This window comes from Micromonospora sp. NPDC047620 (genome assembly GCF_043205005.1).
GTDB lineage: Bacteria > Actinomycetota > Actinomycetes > Mycobacteriales > Micromonosporaceae > Micromonospora.
Map to the genome: position 1 here is coordinate 118141 of NZ_JBIDDG010000012.1, position 17804 is coordinate 135944.

Below are 17804 nucleotides of genomic sequence, written 5' to 3' on the forward strand. Positions count from 1 at the left end.
TCCTGGCATGCCCGACCGGAAAGGTCTGGAATCAGATGAGCGGATTCGACCGAAGCGAGCCCGTGTCATGACCGCCCCCGCCGCCTACCAGGTGTCCCATCTCGACGCGCTGGAGGCCGAGAGCATCTTCGTGATGCGCGAGGTGGTCGCCGAGATGGAGCGGCCGGTGCTGCTCTTCTCCGGCGGCAAGGACTCGATCGTCATGCTCCGGTTGGCCCAGAAGGCGTTCGCCCCGGCCAACATCCCGTTCCCGGTGATGCACGTGGACACCGGCCACAACTTCCCGGAGGTCCTGGAATACCGGGACCAGCGGGTCGCGGAGCTGGGGCTGCAACTGGTGGTGGCGAGCGTGCCGGAGGCCCTGGCCAGCGGCTTGGTCCGCGAGTCGGCCGACGGGATGCGCAACCGGATCCAGACCCCGGTGCTGCTGGAGGCGGTGGAGAAGCACCGCTTCGACGCACTCTTCGGCGGCGCCCGCCGCGACGAGGAGAAGGCCCGCGCCAAGGAGCGGGTGTTCAGCTTCCGCGACGAGTTCGGCCAGTGGGACCCGAAGAACCAGCGTCCCGAGCTGTGGGCGCTCTACAACGGCCGCCACCACCCGGGCGAGTCGATCCGGGTCTTCCCGCTGTCCAACTGGACCGAGCTGGACGTGTGGCACTACATCGCCCGCGAGCGGATCGCCCTGCCGTCGATCTACTACGCGCACGAGCGCGAGGTGATCGAGCGGGACGGGATGCTCTACGCGGTCAACGAGTTCTTCCGTCCCCGGGCGGGCGAGGAGCGGTTCAAGGCGCGGGTGCGCTACCGGACGGTGGGCGACGCGTCCTGCACCGCGGCCGTCCGCTCCGACGCCGACACGGTGGAGAAGGTCATCGAGGAGGTTGCCGCCACCCGGATCACCGAGCGCGGCGCGACCCGCGGCGACGACCGGGTCAGCGAGGCCGCGATGGAGGACCGCAAGCGGGAGGGCTACTTCTGATGACCACCGAGACCGTCGCTCCGGCGACCTCCGAGACGGCCGGTCGCCCCATGGACCTGCTGCGCTTCGCGACCGCCGGCAGCGTGGACGACGGCAAGTCGACCCTGATCGGGCGGCTGCTCTACGACACCAAGTCGCTCTTCACCGACCAGCTCGCCGCCGTGGAGGCGGTCAGCGCGGCGCGCGGCGACGAGTACACCAACCTGGCGCTGCTCACCGACGGACTGCGGGCCGAGCGGGAGCAGGGCATCACCATCGACGTGGCGTACCGCTACTTCGCCACGCCGCGGCGGAAGTTCATCATCGCCGACACCCCCGGGCACATCCAGTACACCCGCAACATGGTCACCGGGGCGTCGACGGCCGACCTGGCGCTGATCCTGGTGGACGCCCGCAAGGGCCTGGTCGAGCAGTCCCGCCGGCACGCGTTCCTCTGCTCGCTGCTGCGGGTGCCGCACCTGGTCCTCTGCGTCAACAAGATGGACCTGGTCGACTACTCGCAGGAGGTCTTCGAGCGGATCGCGGACGAGTTCACGGCGTTCGCCGCGAAGCTCGACGCCCCCGACCTGACCGTGGTGCCGATCTCCGCGCTCAAGGGCGACAACATCGTCAGCCGGTCGGAGAACATGCCCTGGTACGAGGGGCCGTCGCTGCTGCACCACCTGGAGCGGGTGCACATCGCCAGCGATCGCAACCTGGTCGACGTCCGGTTCCCCGTGCAGTACGTGATCCGGCCGCAGTCCACCACCGTGACCGACTACCGGGGCTACGCCGGTCAGGTCGCCTCCGGCGTGCTCAAGCCGGGTGACGAGGTGATGGTGCTGCCGTCCGGCTTCACCAGCCGGATCTCCGCCGTGGAGACCGCCGACGGGCCGGTCGCGGAGGCGTTCCCGCCGATGTCGGTGACCGTACGCCTCGAAGACGAGATCGACATCTCGCGGGGTGACATGATCTGCCGGCCGAACAACGCCCCGGCGGTGGCCCAGGACATCGAGGCGATGGTCTGCTGGATGGACGAGACCCGCCCGCTCCAGGTCGGCGGCAAGTACGCCGTCAAGCACACGACCCGCTCGGCGCGGGCCATCGTGCGCGGCCTGCACTACCGGCTGGACATCAACTCGCTGCACCGGGACGACTCGGCCGGCGAGCTGAGGCTCAACGAGATCGGCCGGGTGCGGTTGCGCACCACCGTGCCGCTGCTCGCGGACGAGTACCGCCGCAACCGCACCACCGGCGGGTTCGTCATCATCGACGAGACCACCAACCGCACGGTCGGCGCGGGGATGATCGTCGAGGCGCAGTGAGCCTCAACGACGGGCGGATGCCGACGCCCGCCCGTCGCCCGCCGCGCTGACCACGCCGGCCGTCGCGCTGACCACGCCGGCCGTCGGGCTGGCCGTGCCCTCCGTCGGGCTGGCCGTGCCCTCCGCCGGGCTGGCCGTGCCCTCCGCCGGGCTGGCCGTGCCGGCGGCCGTGGCCCGCGTGACCGCGCGGGCCATGAGGCGCGTCCAGACCCGGTAGCCGACCCAGCGGACCAGCGGGACGGCCCGGCGCGTGAGCTGCCGCCAGGCGCGGAAGGCGAAGACAGTGCCGGCCGGCATCAGCAACAGCGCGGCCGCCCCGCCGGCAGAGGTGTCCCTCGCCGGGGCGAGGCCGCTGACCACCAGCCCGCCGAGTGCCGTCGCGGTGAGCGCCAGGCAGAGCACGACGGACGTCGAGCCGAGCTGGCGGCGTAGTTGGAGGCGGACCGCCGGCGGCTGCCGCCGCCACACCGGCAGGGCCGGTCCGGCGACGACCGCCAGAAGCGCCAGGGCGGCGGCGAGCCGCCCGGGCCGCCCGCCGTCGACCAGCGCGAACAGCGCCCAGTGGCCGATGCCGGCCAGCGCCGCCACGTCGAACAGGCGCCAGCACAGGGCCGCCGCGACGGCCTCGTGCGCCGCGGCGGCCCCCCGCGCGTGCGGGTTGGCGGCCAGGGCGTCGGTGAACCCCCGGGCGGCCCGGCCGACCCGGTCCCGCGACGCGTCCATCCGCGCCAGCAGGGCCAGCGCAGGCTCGTACGCCGGGTCCAGGACGAGGGCCTGCCGGCATGCCTCCCGGGCCGCCCGGAGCCGGCCCATCCGCAGGTGGATCCGGGCGTCCAGCAGGTGGACGTCGGGGATGTCGTGGCGGATCTCCCGCGCGGTGTCGGCGTGCCGGCGGGCGACCACGACGCGGGTGGGGTTGCCGAGGGTCAGCAGCGCCTCCGCGAACAGCGCGTGGGCCTCCCAGGACCGCGGCGCCAACTCCAGGGCGCGTTGGGCGGCGGCCGCCGCGTGGCCGGGGTGCCCGGCCGCCAGCAGGATCCGGGCCTTCTCCGCGAGCAGGTGCTCCTGGGCGCGGGCGACGCCGAGGGCCTGGTCCACCAGGCGCATGGCCTCCGCCAGTTGGCCCGTCGACCGGTGACAGCGGGCCAGGTGGAGCAGCAACCCGGCGTGCTGGGGTTGCTCGGCCAGCGCGCCGCGCAGCACCTGCGCCGCCTCGGCGTGCCGTCCGACGCGGCTCAGCGCCTGGGCGCGCTCCTGTGCGACCGTTCCGGCATCGCTCACGTCGCCTCCCGTTCCGGCACGATCCGGTCGACGCCACACCCTACCGACCGTCCTGACCGGATGGTCGACCCGCGCGGTCAGTCCAGCCGGGCCGCTCCCGCCCCGGGCAGGACGGTGACGTGGCCGGGCGCGGCGAAGCCGCGTTCGGCGTACGCGGCCGTGACGGCGGCGGCGACCGCGTCGGCGCGCTCCGCGTCGACCAGGGCGAGGACGCAGCCGCCGAAGCCGCCGCCGGTCATCCGTGCCCCCAGGGCACCGGCCGACAGGGCCGCCTCGACCGCCGTGTCGACCTCCGGCACCGTGATCTCGAAGTCGTCGCGCATCGAGGCGTGCGAGGCGGTCAGCAGCGGGCCGATCTCGCGTACCTTGCCGGCACGCAGCAGGGCGACGGTGTCGAGCACCCGCTGGTCCTCGGTCACGACGTGCCGCACCCGGCGGCGGGTCTCGGCGTCGTCGAGCCGGGCCAGCGCGTCGGCCAGCCCGTCGGTGGGGACGTCCCGCAGCGCCGCGACGTCGAGCAGCCCGGCCGCCGCCTCGCAGGACCCGCGGCGGGCGGCGTACTCGCCGTCGGCGTGCCGGTGCGGGGCCCGGCTGTCGACCACCAGCACCGCCAGGCCGGCCGCGTCCAGGTCGAACGGGATGTGCTCGACGGACTCGTCGCGGCAGTCCAGGAAGAGCGCGTGCCCGGCGCGGCAGCGGATCACCGCCGACTGGTCCATGATCCCGGTCGGCGCGCCGACGTAGCCGTTCTCGGCGCGCTGGGCCAGCCGGGGCTGCCGGTCGGCGGGCAGGTCCAGCCCGCCCAGGTCGACCAGGGCGGCCAGCACGGCGGCCTCCAGCGCCGCCGAGGAGGAGAGCCCCGAGCCGAGTGGCACGTCGGAGGCGATCGCCAGCCGGGCGCCCGGCACGGCGTGCCCCGCCTCCCGCAGCGCCCAGACCACCCCGGCCACGTACGCGCCCCAGCCGGTGACCCGGCCCGGCTCGGCGACCTCGTCGGCGCCGAAGGCGACCGTCTCGCCGGACAGCTCGGACCAGACCGTCCAGCGCTCGCCGGGCTGCGGCGCGGCGGCGGCGACCGTGCGCAGCGGCAGGGCGAAGGGCAGCACGAAGCCGTCGTTGTAGTCGGTGTGCTCGCCGATCAGGTTGGCCCGTCCGGGAGCCGCCCAGCGGCCGGCGGACGGCTCGGCGTACGCCGAATGGAAGCCGGCGGCGGCACGCGCCGCGACGCCGTCGGTCACCGCGGCGCCACGAGGTGCGTGCGGTAGAAGGCCCAGGCGTCGCCCACCATGTCGTGCAGGGTCGGCTTCTGCGGCACCCAGCCCAGCTCCTCGCGGGCCAGCGCGGACGAGGCGACCAGCTCGGCGGGGTCGCCCTCGCGGCGCGGGGCCACCTCGACGGGCACCGGGTGCCCGGTGACCTCGCGGACCACGTCGACGACCTGGCGGTTGGTGAAGCCGTTGCCGTTGCCCAGGTTGTAGATCCGGTGCTGGCCGGCGGTCGCCGCGTCGAGCGCGAGCAGGTGGGCGCGGGCCAGGTCGGCGACGTGGATGTAGTCCCGGACGCAGGTGCCGTCGACGGTGGGGTAGTCGTCGCCGAAGAGCTGGAGCTTCTCCCGGCGCCCGGCGGCCACCTGCAGCGCGATCGGGATCAGGTGGGTCTCCGGGTCGTGCCGCTCGCCGAGCGCGACGTCGCCGTCGAGGTGCGCCCCGACCACGTTGAAGTAGCGCAGCGACACGGCGGCCAGGCCGTGCGCGACCGCCTCGGAGGTGAGCGCCATGTCGACGGCGAGCTTGGTGGCCCCGTAGGTGTTGGTGGGGGCCTTGACCGCGGTCTCCGGGATCGGCAGCTCGGTGGGGTTGCCGTAGACGGCGGCGGTGGAGGAGAAGACCAGCCGGGGCACGCGTGCGGCCCGGACGGCGTCGATCAGGGCGAGCGAGCCGACGGTGTTGGTGTCCCAGTAGAGCTCCGGCTTCACCATCGACTCGCCGGCGGCGATGAGTGCGGCTAGGTGCAGCACCCCGTCGAAGCCCGCCTCCGGGGTGAGCACCCGGGCGGCGTCGTGGAGGCCGGCGTCGACGTGGGTGGCGTCGGGGGCGAGCGCCTCCCGGTGGCCGGTGCGCAGGTCGTCGAGGACGACCACCTGGTGGCCGGCGTCGAGCAGCATCCGGGTCACCACGCTGCCGATGAAGCCGGCGCCGCCGGTGACGAGCAGTTTCACGTCGGTCTCCTCCCGCCCGGCCGCCGCGTCGCGGCCATGTCGTGATCACCCTACGGCCGGTCGCCGTGCTTCCGCGCTCCGTCGACGCCTCCGCCATTCCAGCACGAACTCCCATGTCCGAACAGAGCCGAACATGGCGCGCCCGGCGGCCCGGCGATGTCTACCATCACTGTCATGCGGGAAGCGGGTGGTCCCGGGCCGCGTCGACGTGCCCGGACGCGACCGCGCCGCGAGCCGGGCCCGCTGGCCCGGGCCGTCGCCCGGATCGTGGTCCGCGCCGCCGACGGCGCCACCCGCGCGGTGACGGCCCTGCTCGGCGCCAGCCCCGCGGCCGGTCGGGAGCGGATCAGCGAGGCGGAGCTGCGCGACCTGGTCGCCGCCAACACCCTGCTCGACCCGGTCGAGCGCCGGATCATCGACGAGGTGCTGGTCGCCGGCGCGAGTCTGGTCCGCGAGGTGATGATGCCCCGCACCGAGGTGGTCTTCCTCTCCGCCCGGCTGACCATCGCCGAGGCGGAGCGGCTGGTCCGGGCCGAGACGCACACCCGCTACCCGGTCGTCGACGGCACCCACGACGACGTGGTCGGCTTCGTGCACCTGCGCGACGTGCTGCTGCGCCCCGACCTCGACCCCTGCACCACCGTCGGCGAGCTGACCCGGGAGGTGAAGCGGCTGCCCGGCAGCAAGCGGGTGCTCGCCGCGCTCAGCGAGATGCGCCGGGAGCGCCACCACCTCGCCGTGGTGGTCGACGAGTACGGCGGCACCGCCGGCATCGTCACCCTGGAGGACCTGATCGAGGAGCTGATCGGGGAGATCCACGACGAGTACGACACCGCCCCCGACCCGGTGCACGCCGGCCTGCCCGCCGTGGTGGACGGCCGGCTCAACCTCGCCGACTTCGCCGAGCGCACCGGGGTGACCCTGCCCCCGGGGCCGTACGAGACGGTGGGCGGCTTCGTGATGGCGGCGCTCGGCCGCCTCCCGGTCGCCGGCGACGAGGTGCCGGTGGCCGGCAGCCCGGCCGGCGCCGGCGGCCCGGCAGCCGACGACCCGCCCGGCGGCTGGCTGTTGCGGGTACACACGCTGGAGGGTCGCCGCGTGGCCCGGCTCACCGTCTCCGCCGTGCGCGTGCCGGAACCCCGGCGCGAGGTCACCGCTCCGGCGCCGGTGGGTCCGAGCCGACCCGCCGGCCCGTCATGACGTACGCCAGGCGTTGCTGACAGAATTGCCGGCATGTCCGACGTTCCCGCCCGCCCCCGCGTCTTCTCCGGCATCCAGCCGACGGCCGACTCGTTCCACCTCGGCAACTACCTGGGCGCGGTGCGGCACTGGGTGGCCCTGCAGGACACCCACGACGCGTACTACTGCGTGGTCGACCTGCACGCGATCACCGCCGGCCACGACCCGAAGGTGCTCACGCAGCGCTCCCGGCTGGCCGCCGCGCAGCTGTTCGCCGTGGGCCTCGACCCGGAGCGCAGCACGCTGTTCGTGCAGTCGCAGGTGCCCGAGCACCCGATGCTCGCCTGGGTCCTGGGCTGCATCACCGGGTTCGGCGAGGCGAGCCGGATGACCCAGTTCAAGGACAAGTCGCAGAAGCAGGGCGGCGAGCGGGCCAGCGTCGGCCTGTTCACCTACCCGATCCTCCAGGCCGCCGACATCCTGCTCTACCAGGCCCACGCCGTGCCGGTGGGCGAGGACCAGCGCCAGCACCTGGAGCTCTCCCGCGACCTGGCCCAGCGGTTCAACTCGCTGTTCGGGCAGACCTTCACCGTGCCGGCGCCGCACATCGTCAAGGACACCGCGAAGATCACCGACCTGCAGGACCCGACGGCGAAGATGTCGAAGTCGTCGTCCTCGCCCGCCGGCATCATCGACCTGCTGGAGGACCCGGCCCGCTCGGCCAAGAAGATCCGCTCGGCGGTCACCGACACCGGCCGGGAGATCGTCTTCGACACCGAGACCAAGCCGGGCATCTCCAACCTGCTCACCATCTACTCGGCGCTGACCGGGCGGAACATCGACGACCTGGTGGCCGCGTACGCCGGCAAGGGCTACGGCGACCTGAAGAAGGACCTCGCCGAGGTGGTGCGGGAGTTCGTCACGCCGATCCAGGAGCGCACCCGGACCTACCTCGACGACCCGGCGCAGCTGGACAAGCTGCTCGCCGCCGGCGCGGAGAAGGCCCGCGTGGTCGCCGCGGCGACGCTGCGGGCCGCGTACGAGCGGGTGGGCTTCTTCCCGCCGGTGCGCGGCGAGTAGCGCCGCGGCGCGACGGGTGAGGGTGGACAGGTCGGTGGCCGGAGGGATGGCGCGGAGCGTGGATCGCAGGGACGGGGCGCCGGACGCCGGTGACACCATCCAGATCGGCATCGCGGTGGACATCCCGGAGCCGTGGGGCGGCACCCTCACCCGACGCCGGGTCGAGGCCGGCGACCCCCAGGTCGTGCCCGCGCACGTGACCCTGCTAGGGCCGACCGAGATCCCGGTGGCGGCGCTGCCGGCGGTGGAGCGGCACCTCACCGCGGTCGCCGCCGCCCACCTGCCGTTCACGCTGCACCTGCGGGGCACCGGCACGTTCCGGCCGGTGACCCAGGTGGTCTTCGTGGCGGTGGCCGCCGGGATCAGCGAGTGCGAGCTGCTCGCCGCCGCGATCAGCGCCGCCCCGGAGCTGCGCCGCGAGGCGCGCTTCCCGTACCACCCGCATGTCACCGTGGCGCAGGACGTCGCGCCGGAGGCGCTGGACAAGGCGTACGAGGACCTGGCCGACTTCTCCGCGATGTTCGAGGTGGAGGCGTTCACCCTCTTCTCGCACAGCGGGCAGACCCGGTGGCAGCCGCGCCGGGACTTCCGGCTGGGCGGCTGATCCCGTCCGCCGGTGCGTCGGGCGGCCGGGGCGACGACGCCGACCGGGCGACGCGCCGGGCCGGCGAGGGCCGGCGGCAGGTTTCCCCCGTGACGGCGACGGATCGGCGAGGATGACGGCGTGAACGTGTGGGGCCGCATCGAGGCGGGCGTCGACCGCCGGATCAGCGCCGCGCGCCGCCGGTCCGGTGCCGTCGACCACCTGTGGCGGGCCGGCGTGCTCTACGCCGAGGTGCTGGGCGGGCGGCTGGCGGCGGCGATCGCCTACTACGGCTTCTTCGCGGTGTTCGCGCTCGCGCTGGTCGCGTACTCGATCTTCGGGGCCATCCTGGAGGACAACGACGAGGTCAGCGCCGCCGCCGCCGACTTCCTGCGGGAGAACCTGCCGTTCCTCGACCCGGTGCAGATCGCCGACAGCAGCGGCACGGTCGGGGTGGTCGGCCTGATCATCCTCGTCCTGACCGGCATCGGCTGGGTGGAGGCCATCCGCTCCTCCCAGCGGTTGATGTACGGGCTCAACCAGCAGCCCGGCAACCTGGTGGTGCGCCGGCTGGTCGACCTGGGCGTGCTGCTCGTCGTCTTCGTGCTGCTCGGCGTCTCGGTGGCGGCGGTGGACGCGCTGGAGTCGCTGCTGCGCTTCCTGCTGCGCAGCACCGGCTCGGTCGGCCTGACCACGGTCAGCGCGGTGCTCAGCGTGCTGGTCAACGCGGTGCTGGCCACCCTGCTGCTGGTGGCGGTGCCGAGGCTGCGGATGAGCCGGGTCCGGCTGCGCCCGGTGGTGCTGCTCGTCGCGGTCGGCATCACGCTGCTGAACACCGTCGGGCGCTACTACGTCGTGCGCACCGAGCGCAATCCGGCGTACACGGTGGTGGCGGGCGCGGTGGGGCTGCTGCTCTACCTCTACCTGCTCAACCAGCTGGTGCTCTTCGGCGCGGCGCTCGCCGCGACGAGCCGGCGCGGCCGGGTGGTGGACCTGGCGGAGGGCCCGCCGCCGGCCGACCTCGACGCGGACACGGATCCCGGCGCCCCCGGCGGGGCCGGATGAACGGGGGAGCGGGCGTGCGGATCTCGGTCGACCCGGGCTCGGCGGTGCCGCCGTACGAGCAGGTGCGCGGGCAGCTCGCGGAGCTGATCGGGACGGGCCGGCTGGCGGTCGGCACCCGGCTGCCGACGGTGCGGCAGTTCGCGGCGGACCTCGGGCTGGCGGCCAACACGGTGGCCCGGGCCTACCGGGAGCTGGAGGCGGCCGGTCTGCTGGAGACCCGGGGCCGGCACGGCACCTTCGTCGCGCCCGGCCGCGATGACGCGTTGGACCGGTTGCAGCGGGTGGCGGCCGACTACGCCGCCGAGGCCGCCCGGTTGGGGGTGCCGCCGTCGGCGGCGCTCGCCCTGGTCCGCGCGGCCCTGGACGCGGCGCGGCCGGGCTGACGGTGCGACGGCGGAGGCGGGTGGCCGCGCGGACCAGGATCCGACCGTCACGGTGGCCGCGATTGAGCCGAATGCCACCCGCGTCTCCGGTGGTACGGACGATGATGGGCGCGTGGGCGCACTCGTGACACTGGACCTGCCGGAAGACTCCCCGATGCTCGGCCTGCCGTGGATCATCACCTTCGGCCCGCTCGGCAACGCCGACGAGTGGGAGCCGGTGGTCTGCGGCCCCTACGAGCGACCGCACGCCCTCGCGCTGGCCGAGGCGGTGGTCGCCGAGGAGCAGTTGATGGCGGTGGTCGAGCCGCTGCTGCCGGCGGTGTCGGCGGAGGAGATCCGGGGCGAGATCGCCGCCGCGCAGGTCGCGGCCGAGGACGAGGCGGCGCGGATCGAGGAGGCCGACCTTTACGGCGACTTCGAGGACACCATTGACGAGGAACTCGAGGCGGCAGCTGCGGAGGAGCACCGCACCGAGCCGCTCGCCCCGCCCAGCGAGGCCGAGTTGCGGGCCGGCTTCAGCCGTATCGCCGCGAAGCTCACCGGCGGCGCCGCCTGAGCCGACCGGCGGCGACCCGGGCGGGCCGGGGCGACACCTGTCCGGGATGGACGCCGGCGCCCCGGGGAGCGGACTCCACGAGGCGCCGGCGCCACCTCACCCCCCACCACAAGGGGTCAGTGGCCCAGCCGCCCGTCGGCGCGGGGCACAACGGACGACCAGGTCGATGACGGGTTACCCGCTCAGCGCCGTTCGAACCAGGCAGCCGCGTCGACCGGGAGCAGGTGACCTGTGCCCTGGCCGGTGAGCGCCTCGCTGGCGACGATCGGCTCGCCGTACCCGTCGATCAGGGCCGGGGCACCACTGATGTTGACCACGCAGGTCAGCACGGTGTCGCCGGCGGCACGGCCGAAGGCGAGCACGCCCGGCCGGGTCTCCAGCCAGGTGACCCCGCCCGCGTCGGCGGCCAGCGCCGGGTGCGCGTGGCGGATCCGCAGGGCGGTGCGGTAGAGCTCCAGCGTCGAGCCGGGCACGCCGGCCTGGGCGGCGACCGAGAGGGCGCGCCAGGTCGCCGGGGCCGGCAGCCAGCTCAGCTCGCTGCCCTCCGGCCCGAAGCCGTACGGGGCCAGCTCGCCGCTCCACGGGATCGGCACCCGGCAGCCGTCCCGGCTCTCGCCGGTGCGCAGGAACGCCGGGTCCTGGCGCAGCTCGTCCGGCAGGTCGAGCACCTCCGGCAGGCCCAGTTCCTCGCCCTGGTAGACGTAGGCACAGCCGGGCAGGGCGAGCATCAGCAGGGTGGCGGCCCGCGCCCGGCGCAGCCCCTCGGCGCCGTCGCCGTAGCGGGTGACGTGCCGCTGCTTGTCGTGGTTCGAGAGCACCCAGGTCGTCGGCGCGCCGACGATGGTCGACTCGGCGAGCGCGGTGTCGATCACCTTGCGGAACGATTCGGCCGACCACGTCGCGTCGAGGAAGTCGAAGCTGAACGCCTGGTGCAGCTCGTCGGGGCCGATGTAGCGGGCCAGCCGCTGCGGGGTCTCGGCCCACGCCTCGGCGACGGCCATCCGGCCGCCGGGGTAGCTGTCCAGGATCGGCCGCCAGGCGCGGTAGATCTCGTGCACCTCGTCCTGGTCGAAGTAGGGGAGCCGGCCCTTGCCGAGCAGCTCCACCTGGCGCTGCCCCGTGGTCATCGTGCTGAAGCCGACGTCGGGCAGGCCCTCGGCCTTGATCATGCCGTGCGCCACGTCGATCCGGAAGCCGTCCACGCCCCGGTCCAGCCAGAAGCGCAGGATGTCCTCGAACTCGGTGCGGACCTCGGGGTGGCGCCAGTTCAGGTCCGGCTGCGCCGGGTCGAACAGGTGCAGGTACCACTGGCCGTCGTCCACCCGCGTCCAGGCGGGGCCGCCGAAGATGCTCTCCCAGTCGTTCGGGGGCAGCTCGCCGTCCGCGCCCCTGCCGTCGGCGAAGAGGTAGCGCTCGCGCTCGGCGGAGCCCGGGCCGGCGGCCAGGGCGGCCTGGAACCACGGGTGCCGGTCGGACGTGTGGTTGGGCACCAGGTCGACGATGATCCGCAGGCCGAGCGCGTGCGCGTCGGTGATCATCGCGTCGAAGTCGGCGAGGGTGCCGAACATCGGGTCGACGTCGCGGTAGTCGGCGACGTCGTAGCCGCCGTCGACCATCGGGGAGGTGTAGAAGGGGGTCAGCCAGAGCGCGTCCACGCCGAGGTCGCGCAGGTACGGCAGGCGCTCGCGGATGCCCTGCAGGTCGCCCATCCCGTCGCCGTTGGAGTCGGCGAAGCTGCGGACGTAGACCTGGTAGACGACCGCGGAACGCCACCAGTCGTCGTCGGAGGTCAGCGGCGTGGGGTTGCTGACGGTCATCGGAGGTGGTTCCCCGTTCTGTGACGCGCGGGACAGCACACCCGGCGCGGTGCGGGTGGAAGGCGCGGTCTGAGCAGGATGCCGCCCGGGTGCTGCAAGAGTCAAGCATTTCTTGCGCAAGGAATGGCCCGGGTCGCGCCGCGCGAGTGCCCACGGCCGGTCCGCCGGGGCCCGGGCGGGGCGCCAACGGCGGCGGGCGGTCAGGCGGGGACGGCGAGCGCGGGCGGCGCGGGGCGCTGGCGGCCCGGGGCGCCGCCGCCGGCCGGGCGGGTGCCGTCGGCCGGGGCGACCGCGGTGGAGCCGCGCACCACCAGCTCGGGCCGGAACACGTACTCCGAGTGCGGGGCGGCGTGCCCGTTGATCTCGTCGACCAGGGCCCGGACGGCGGCGACCGCCATCGCGGCCACCGGCTGGCGCATGGTGGTCAGCGGCGGGTCCGTGAAGGCCATCAGCGGGGAGTCGTCGTAGCCGACCACCGAGAGGTCGGTCGGCACCGACAGGCCGCGCTGCCGGGCGGCCCGGATCGCGCCGAGCGCCATCAGGTCCGAGCCGCAGACGATGCCGGTGACGCCCCGGTCCAGCAGGCGCGCGGCGGCTGCCTCGCCACCCTCCACACCGAACAGGGAGAGCTCGGCCAGCTCGCCGAGATCCGCCTCGGCCGCGCCGGCCAGCCGGCCCATCGCGGCCCGGAAGCCGGCCACCCGCCGCTGCACCGGCACGAACCGGTCCGGGCCGGTGATCAGGCCGATGCGGCGGTGCCCGAGCGCCACCAGGTGGGCCACGGCCAGTTCGGTGGCCTCGCCGTCGTCGCAGGAGACGAAGGGGGCGGGGATGCCCGGCGCGTACCCGTTGATCATGACGATGGGCAGCGGACGGGCGATCAGGGCGCGGTACCGGTCGTGGTTGGCGGCGGTGTCGGCGTGCAGGCCGGAGACGAAGACGATCCCGGAGACCTGCCGGTCCAGCAGCATCTCGACGTACTCGTCCTCGGTGACCCCGCCCGGCGTCTGCGTGCACAGCACCGGGGTGAACCCGCTCTGCGCCAGCGTCGACTCGATCACCTGGGCGAAGGCGGGGAAGATCGGGTTGTCCAGTTCGGGCACCACCAGGCCCACCAGGCCGGCGCTGCGCTTGCGTAGCCGGGCGGGGCGCTCGTAGCCGAGCACGTCGAGGGCGGTCAGGACGGCCTGCCGGGTCTCGGGGGCCACGCCCGGGCGGTCGTTGAGCACCCGCGACACCGTGGCCTCGCTGACTTCGGCCTGCTGGGCGATGTCGGACAGTCGAGCGCGCATGGCCCGCACTTTAGCTCACGAGCAAGATCTTGCGTACACTCCTGCAAGCCCTTCCATTCTCTGAAACCCCTTGCTAACGTCCCCGCAACACGCGAGAGCAGCGGCGCAGCACATCGGGCGCCGGTTTGGCAAGAAATTTACAGAGGTTTCCACTGGCGGGTCGCCCTCCCCCGCGGGCCGCCATGACGACAGGAGTACCGATGCGCATCCGTACCGCGGGTGTGGTCGCCGTCCTCGGCCTGGCGCTCGCCGCCTCCGGCTGCGGCAGCGACAGCAGCGACGAGCCGGCCGCGAAGGAATCCACCAAGGCCGCCGCCGGCGGCAAGCTGGTGATCTGGGCCGACGACAAGCGCACCGCCGCCCTCAAGCCGTTCGCCGAGAAGTTCGGCCAGGAGAACGGCGTCACGGTCGAGGTCCAGGCCGTCTCCAAGGACCTCCAGACCAACTTCGTCACCGCCTCGCAGCAGGGCAGCGGCCCGGACGTCGTGGTCGGCGCGCACGACTGGATCGGCAACCTCGTCCAGAACGGCGCCATCGACCCGGTGCAGCTCGCCGCCGAGCAGAAGAGCGGCTTCAACTCCACCGCCGTCAAGGCCGTGACCTTCAACGGCCAGCTCTACGGCGTGCCCTACGCCATGGAGAACCTGGCGCTGATCCGCAACACCGAGCTGGCCCCCGAGGCACCGAAGACGATCGAGGACCTGGTCGCCGCCGGCAAGAAGCTCAAGGCCGAGAAGAAGGCCAGCGAGATCCTCTGCCTCCAGTCCGGCCAGAACGGCGACGCGTACCACATCTACCCGCTCTACACCTCCGGTGGCGGGTACCTCTTCGGCACGGGCGCCAACGGCGACTACGACCCGAAGGACCTGGGCGTCGGCAAGCCGGAGTCGATCGAGGCGTTCAAGAAGATCGCCAAGCTCGGTGAGAAGGGCGAGGGCGCGCTGAAGCGGTCGATCACCGCCGAGAACTCGATCGCCACCTTCACCGGCAAGAAGTGCGCCTACCTGGTCTCCGGCCCGTGGGCCGTCGCGGACGCCAAGAAGGCCAACATCAAGTACGACATCTCCCCGGTCCCCGGCTTCGCCGGTGGCAAGGAGGCCCAGCCGTTCGTGGGCGTCCAGGCGTTCTACGTGGCGTCGAAGGGCAAGAACAAGGCCCTGGCCCAGGAGTTCGTGGCCAACCACGTCACCACCCCCGAGCTGGCCGTGGCGCTCTACAACGCCGAGCCCCGTCCGCCGGCGCTGACCGCCGCGCTGGACCAGGTCAAGGGCACCGACCCGGACCTGGCCAAGTTCCAGGAGGCCGGCAAGAACGGTCAGGTGCTCCCGGCGATCCCCGCCATGGCCACCATCTGGGACCCGTTCGGTAAGGCCGAGGCCGCCATCATCGGCGGCGCCGACCCGACCAAGACGATCACCGCGGCCGGCAAGACCATCTCCGGCCAGATCAAGTAATGAGCACGTCGCTGTCCGGCCCGGGACCTGCCACACAGGACCCGGGCCGGGAGCCCGTCGGCTCCGGGCTCCCGCGCCCGTCCCGCACCGCGCGGCACCACGCGCCGATCACCGCGACCGGTCTGCTCGTCAAGGTGATCCTGCTCGGCCTGACCGCGGGGATCGCGATCTGGGCGGCCTTCCCGCTCGTCGAGGCGGAGAAGTGGATCGGGCTGGCAGTCCTGGCCGCCACCACCGCCGGGCTGTTCTACCTCTACCTGACCCGGCGGCACATCCCGGCGAAGTACCTGGTCCCCGGCACGCTCTTCCTGATCGCGTTCCAGGTGGTCCCGGTGCTCTACACGGCGAGCACCGCCTTCACGAACTTCGGCGACGGTCACCGCGGCACCAAGGACGAGGCCGTCGTCGCCATCCAGACCGCCTCGGTCAAGCAGGTGCCCGGCTCCACCGAGTACGCCCTGTCGATCGCCACCAAGGGCGACCCGGCGACCGGGCCGCTCGTCTTCCTGGTCTCCGACCCGGCCACCGGCGTGGTCTCGGCCGGCGACAGCGGGGGGCTGCGCCAGCTCGACGCCGGCCAGGTCACCGTCGCGCCCGGCGGCAAGGTCACCGCCGCCGAGGGCTACACCGTGCTCAACTTCGGTCAGGCCAGCGCGCGTAGCCAGGAGATCACCGACCTGGTGGTGCCGACCTCCGGGGGCGCGCTGCGCTCCGCCGGCCTGTCCCGCGCCTACGAGGGCAGGGCGGTCCGGGCGTACGACGCCGGCTGCGACTGCATCCGGGACACCGAGACCGGCAAGACCTGGACGGCGGACGAGGAGACCGGCGCCTTCGTCGCCGCCGACGGCGAGCGGCTGGCCCAGGGCTGGAAGGTCACCGTCGGGCTGGAGAACTTCTCCCGGGTGCTCACCGACCCGGCCATCTCCGGGCCGTTCTTCGGCACCCTGCTGTGGAACTTCGCCTTCGCCATCGCCTCGACCGGCGGCACGTTCCTGCTGGGCATGTTCATCGCCCTGGCGCTGCACTCGCCCCGGATGCGGGGCACCAACCTCTACCGGGTCCTGCTGATCCTGCCGTACGCCATGCCGTCCTTCGCGATGCTGCTGGTCTGGCGGGACATGTTCAACACGGACTTCGGCCTGATCAACAACCTGTTCGGGATCGGGGTGGACTGGTTCGGCCAGGAGTGGTCGGCCCGGATCGCGGTGATCCTGGTGCAGCTCTGGCTGGGCTACCCGTACATGTTCCTGGTCGCCACGGGCGCATTGCAGGCCATCCCGAAGGAGCTGACCGAGGCGACGTCGGTCGACGGCGCGTCGCCCTGGCAGTCGTTCCGGTCGGTCACCCTGCCGCTGCTGCTGGTCGCGCTCTCCCCGCTGCTGATCGCGTCGTTCGCGTACAACTTCAACAACTTCAACGCGATCTACCTGACCACCGAGGGTGGCCCCTTCCCGGCGGACAACCCGACCGCGGGGGCGACCGACCTGCTCATCACGTACACCTACCGGCTGGCCTTCGGCGCCCAGGGAGCCCAGTTCGGCCTGGCGGCCGCGGTGTCGATCTTCATCTTCACCATCGTCGCGGTGGTCTCGGCGGTGAGCTTCCGGCGCACCCGCAAGCAGGAGGAGGTGTACTCGTGACCTCGCTGCACGGCACTTCGGTCGCGGGCGGCGGCACCGGCGCCGCCCCGGCCGGCAACCGCACCGCGGGCCGGGGCCGCAACCGGTGGTTCGCCCAGGTCGGCTGGCGCCACCTCGTCGGCGTGCTGGCCGTCGCGTTCAGCCTCTTCCCGATCCTGTTCGTGCTCTCCGCCGCGCTCAACCCGCTCGGCACGCTCTCCTCGACCGAGCTGGTGCCGACCGGCGCGTCCTTCGACAACTTCGTGGACCTGTTCGACCGCACGGCGTTCGAATGGTGGTTCTTCAACTCGCTGCTGATCGCCGGGGTGGCCTCGTTCGCGTCGGTGTTCCTGTCGGCGCTGGCGGCGTACGCCTTCTCGCGGATGCGGTTCTCCGGGCGGCGCGTCGGGCTGCTGTCGCTCCTGCTGATCCAGATGTTCCCGCAGTTCCTGGCGATCGTGGCGATCTTCCTGATCTTCACCACGATCACCGACCTGTGGCCGGCGATCGGCTTCAACACGCCGTGGGGCCTGCTGCTGCTCTACCTGGGCGGCGCGCTCGGCGTGAACACCTGGCTGATGAAGGGCTTCTTCGACACGCTCCCCCGGGAGCTGGACGAGTCGGCCACGATGGACGGCGCCACGCACGCCCAGGTCTTCTTCCGGATCATGCTGCCGCTGGTCGCCCCGATCCTGGCGGTGACCGGCCTGCTCGCCTTCATCGGCACCATCAACGAGTTCCTGATGGCGAACGTCTTCCTGACCAACAGCGAGTCCAAGACCCTCGCGGTCGGCATGTTCGGCCTGGTGGCCGGGGAGCGGAACAACAACTTCGGCATCTTCGCGGCGGGCACCCTGCTCACCGCCATACCCACGGTGCTGGTCTTCCAACTGGTCCAGCGCTACATCGTCTCCGGCCTCACCGCCGGAGCTGTCAAAGGCTGAGCCTCCTCGGCTCACCGCTGCGGCAAGGGCGTCGGCGTCCGACGTACACC

16 protein-coding genes are annotated in these 17804 nt (G+C 73.1%); 11 read left to right on the top strand and 5 right to left on the bottom strand.

Annotated elements, in window-relative coordinates:
* The first annotated feature begins 67 nt into the window (after positions 1 to 67).
* Both cysD and cysN read left to right on the top strand, forming a co-directional pair.
* Complete coding sequence (cysD, locus tag ACGF5C_RS16800) at positions 68 to 979, top strand: sulfate adenylyltransferase subunit CysD (protein ID WP_357694153.1); 912 nt, start codon at positions 68 to 70, stop codon at positions 977 to 979.
* Positions 979 to 2283, top strand: coding sequence for a sulfate adenylyltransferase subunit CysN (cysN, locus tag ACGF5C_RS16805; protein WP_357694155.1), 1305 nt, complete (start codon positions 979 to 981; stop codon positions 2281 to 2283). The genes cysD and cysN overlap by 1 nt, the downstream gene beginning before the upstream one ends.
* Positions 2284 to 2286: 3 nt before the next feature.
* On the opposite strand, the gene ACGF5C_RS16810 is transcribed toward cysN, so the two are convergent.
* From ACGF5C_RS16810 to galE, 3 genes are all read right to left on the bottom strand, one after another.
* On the bottom strand, positions 2287 to 3564 hold the full coding sequence (locus ACGF5C_RS16810; protein ID WP_393302502.1) for a tetratricopeptide repeat protein: 1278 nt from the start codon (positions 3562 to 3564) through the stop codon (positions 2287 to 2289).
* Between the two features lie 77 nt (positions 3565 to 3641).
* Positions 3642 to 4802: a galactokinase gene (gene galK, locus ACGF5C_RS16815; RefSeq protein ID WP_393302504.1), complete on the bottom strand. Its 1161-nt coding sequence runs from the start codon at positions 4800 to 4802 to the stop codon at positions 3642 to 3644.
* On the bottom strand, positions 4799 to 5782 hold the full coding sequence (gene galE, locus ACGF5C_RS16820) for a UDP-glucose 4-epimerase GalE (RefSeq protein ID WP_393302507.1): 984 nt from the start codon (positions 5780 to 5782) through the stop codon (positions 4799 to 4801). The genes galK and galE overlap by 4 nt, the downstream gene beginning before the upstream one ends.
* A gap of 174 nt (positions 5783 to 5956) precedes the next feature.
* On the opposite strand from galE, the gene ACGF5C_RS16825 reads away from it, so the two are divergent.
* The 6 genes from ACGF5C_RS16825 (at position 5957) to ACGF5C_RS16850 (ending at position 10628) form a co-directional block, all read left to right on the top strand.
* Positions 5957 to 6982 (top strand): hemolysin family protein, encoded by a 1026-nt coding sequence (locus ACGF5C_RS16825; protein WP_393302510.1) that lies wholly within the window; start codon positions 5957 to 5959, stop codon positions 6980 to 6982.
* A gap of 33 nt (positions 6983 to 7015) precedes the next feature.
* Positions 7016 to 8041: a tryptophan--tRNA ligase gene (trpS, locus tag ACGF5C_RS16830; protein ID WP_393302512.1), complete on the top strand. Its 1026-nt coding sequence runs from the start codon at positions 7016 to 7018 to the stop codon at positions 8039 to 8041.
* Positions 8042 to 8087: 46 nt separating this feature from the next.
* Entirely contained in the window at positions 8088 to 8645 is a 558-nt protein-coding gene (locus ACGF5C_RS16835) for a 2'-5' RNA ligase family protein (RefSeq protein WP_357694248.1), read from the top strand.
* A 120-nt stretch (positions 8646 to 8765) separates the two neighbouring features.
* Positions 8766 to 9689 (top strand): YihY/virulence factor BrkB family protein, encoded by a 924-nt coding sequence (locus ACGF5C_RS16840; protein ID WP_393302515.1) that lies wholly within the window; start codon positions 8766 to 8768, stop codon positions 9687 to 9689.
* A gap of 14 nt (positions 9690 to 9703) precedes the next feature.
* On the top strand, positions 9704 to 10072 hold the full coding sequence (locus ACGF5C_RS16845; RefSeq protein WP_393302518.1) for a GntR family transcriptional regulator: 369 nt from the start codon (positions 9704 to 9706) through the stop codon (positions 10070 to 10072).
* A 112-nt stretch (positions 10073 to 10184) separates the two neighbouring features.
* A complete protein-coding gene (locus tag ACGF5C_RS16850; RefSeq protein WP_393302521.1) occupies positions 10185 to 10628 on the top strand; it encodes a hypothetical protein in 444 nt (147 codons plus the stop codon).
* A 182-nt stretch (positions 10629 to 10810) separates the two neighbouring features.
* On the opposite strand, the gene ACGF5C_RS16855 is transcribed toward ACGF5C_RS16850, so the two are convergent.
* Both ACGF5C_RS16855 and ACGF5C_RS16860 read right to left on the bottom strand, forming a co-directional pair.
* Positions 10811 to 12445: a glycoside hydrolase family 13 protein gene (locus ACGF5C_RS16855; protein ID WP_393302524.1), complete on the bottom strand. Its 1635-nt coding sequence runs from the start codon at positions 12443 to 12445 to the stop codon at positions 10811 to 10813.
* 200 nt (positions 12446 to 12645) lie between these two features.
* A complete protein-coding gene (locus tag ACGF5C_RS16860; protein ID WP_393302527.1) occupies positions 12646 to 13737 on the bottom strand; it encodes a LacI family DNA-binding transcriptional regulator in 1092 nt (363 codons plus the stop codon).
* A gap of 200 nt (positions 13738 to 13937) precedes the next feature.
* On the opposite strand from ACGF5C_RS16860, the gene ACGF5C_RS16865 reads away from it, so the two are divergent.
* From ACGF5C_RS16865 to ACGF5C_RS16875, 3 genes are read left to right on the top strand one after another with little or no spacing between them, the layout of a single operon-like run.
* On the top strand, positions 13938 to 15191 hold the full coding sequence (locus ACGF5C_RS16865; protein ID WP_393302530.1) for an extracellular solute-binding protein: 1254 nt from the start codon (positions 13938 to 13940) through the stop codon (positions 15189 to 15191).
* Positions 15191 to 16831 carry an ABC transporter permease subunit gene (locus tag ACGF5C_RS16870; RefSeq protein ID WP_393302533.1) on the top strand — a complete coding sequence of 547 codons (1641 nt, stop codon included), beginning with the start codon at positions 15191 to 15193 and terminating at the stop codon, positions 16829 to 16831. Before ACGF5C_RS16865 ends, ACGF5C_RS16870 begins: the two co-directional genes overlap by 1 nt.
* 5 nt (positions 16832 to 16836) lie before the next feature.
* The gene (locus tag ACGF5C_RS16875) at positions 16837 to 17754 is read left to right on the top strand and encodes a sugar ABC transporter permease (RefSeq protein WP_393302764.1); all 918 of its coding nucleotides are present in this window, start codon (positions 16837 to 16839) and stop codon (positions 17752 to 17754) included.
* Positions 17755 to 17804 lie beyond the last annotated feature (50 nt).

Excerpts from the sequence above, each read along its gene's own strand:
- ACGF5C_RS16825 (WP_393302510.1), top strand. The coding sequence starts at position 5,957 with ATGCGGGAAGCGGGTGGTCCCGGGCCGCGTCGACGTGCCCGGACGCGA.
- cysD (WP_357694153.1), top strand. The coding sequence starts at position 68 with ATGACCGCCCCCGCCGCCTACCAGGTGTCCCATCTCGACGCGCTGGAG.
- trpS (WP_393302512.1), top strand. The coding sequence starts at position 7,016 with ATGTCCGACGTTCCCGCCCGCCCCCGCGTCTTCTCCGGCATCCAGCCG.
- ACGF5C_RS16860 (WP_393302527.1), bottom strand. The coding sequence starts at position 13,737 with ATGCGCGCTCGACTGTCCGACATCGCCCAGCAGGCCGAAGTCAGCGAG.
- ACGF5C_RS16835 (WP_357694248.1), top strand. The coding sequence starts at position 8,088 with ATGGCGCGGAGCGTGGATCGCAGGGACGGGGCGCCGGACGCCGGTGAC.
- ACGF5C_RS16855 (WP_393302524.1), bottom strand. The coding sequence starts at position 12,445 with ATGACCGTCAGCAACCCCACGCCGCTGACCTCCGACGACGACTGGTGG.
- ACGF5C_RS16870 (WP_393302533.1), top strand. The coding sequence starts at position 15,191 with ATGAGCACGTCGCTGTCCGGCCCGGGACCTGCCACACAGGACCCGGGC.
- cysN (WP_357694155.1), top strand. The coding sequence starts at position 979 with ATGACCACCGAGACCGTCGCTCCGGCGACCTCCGAGACGGCCGGTCGC.
- ACGF5C_RS16865 (WP_393302530.1), top strand. The coding sequence starts at position 13,938 with ATGCGCATCCGTACCGCGGGTGTGGTCGCCGTCCTCGGCCTGGCGCTC.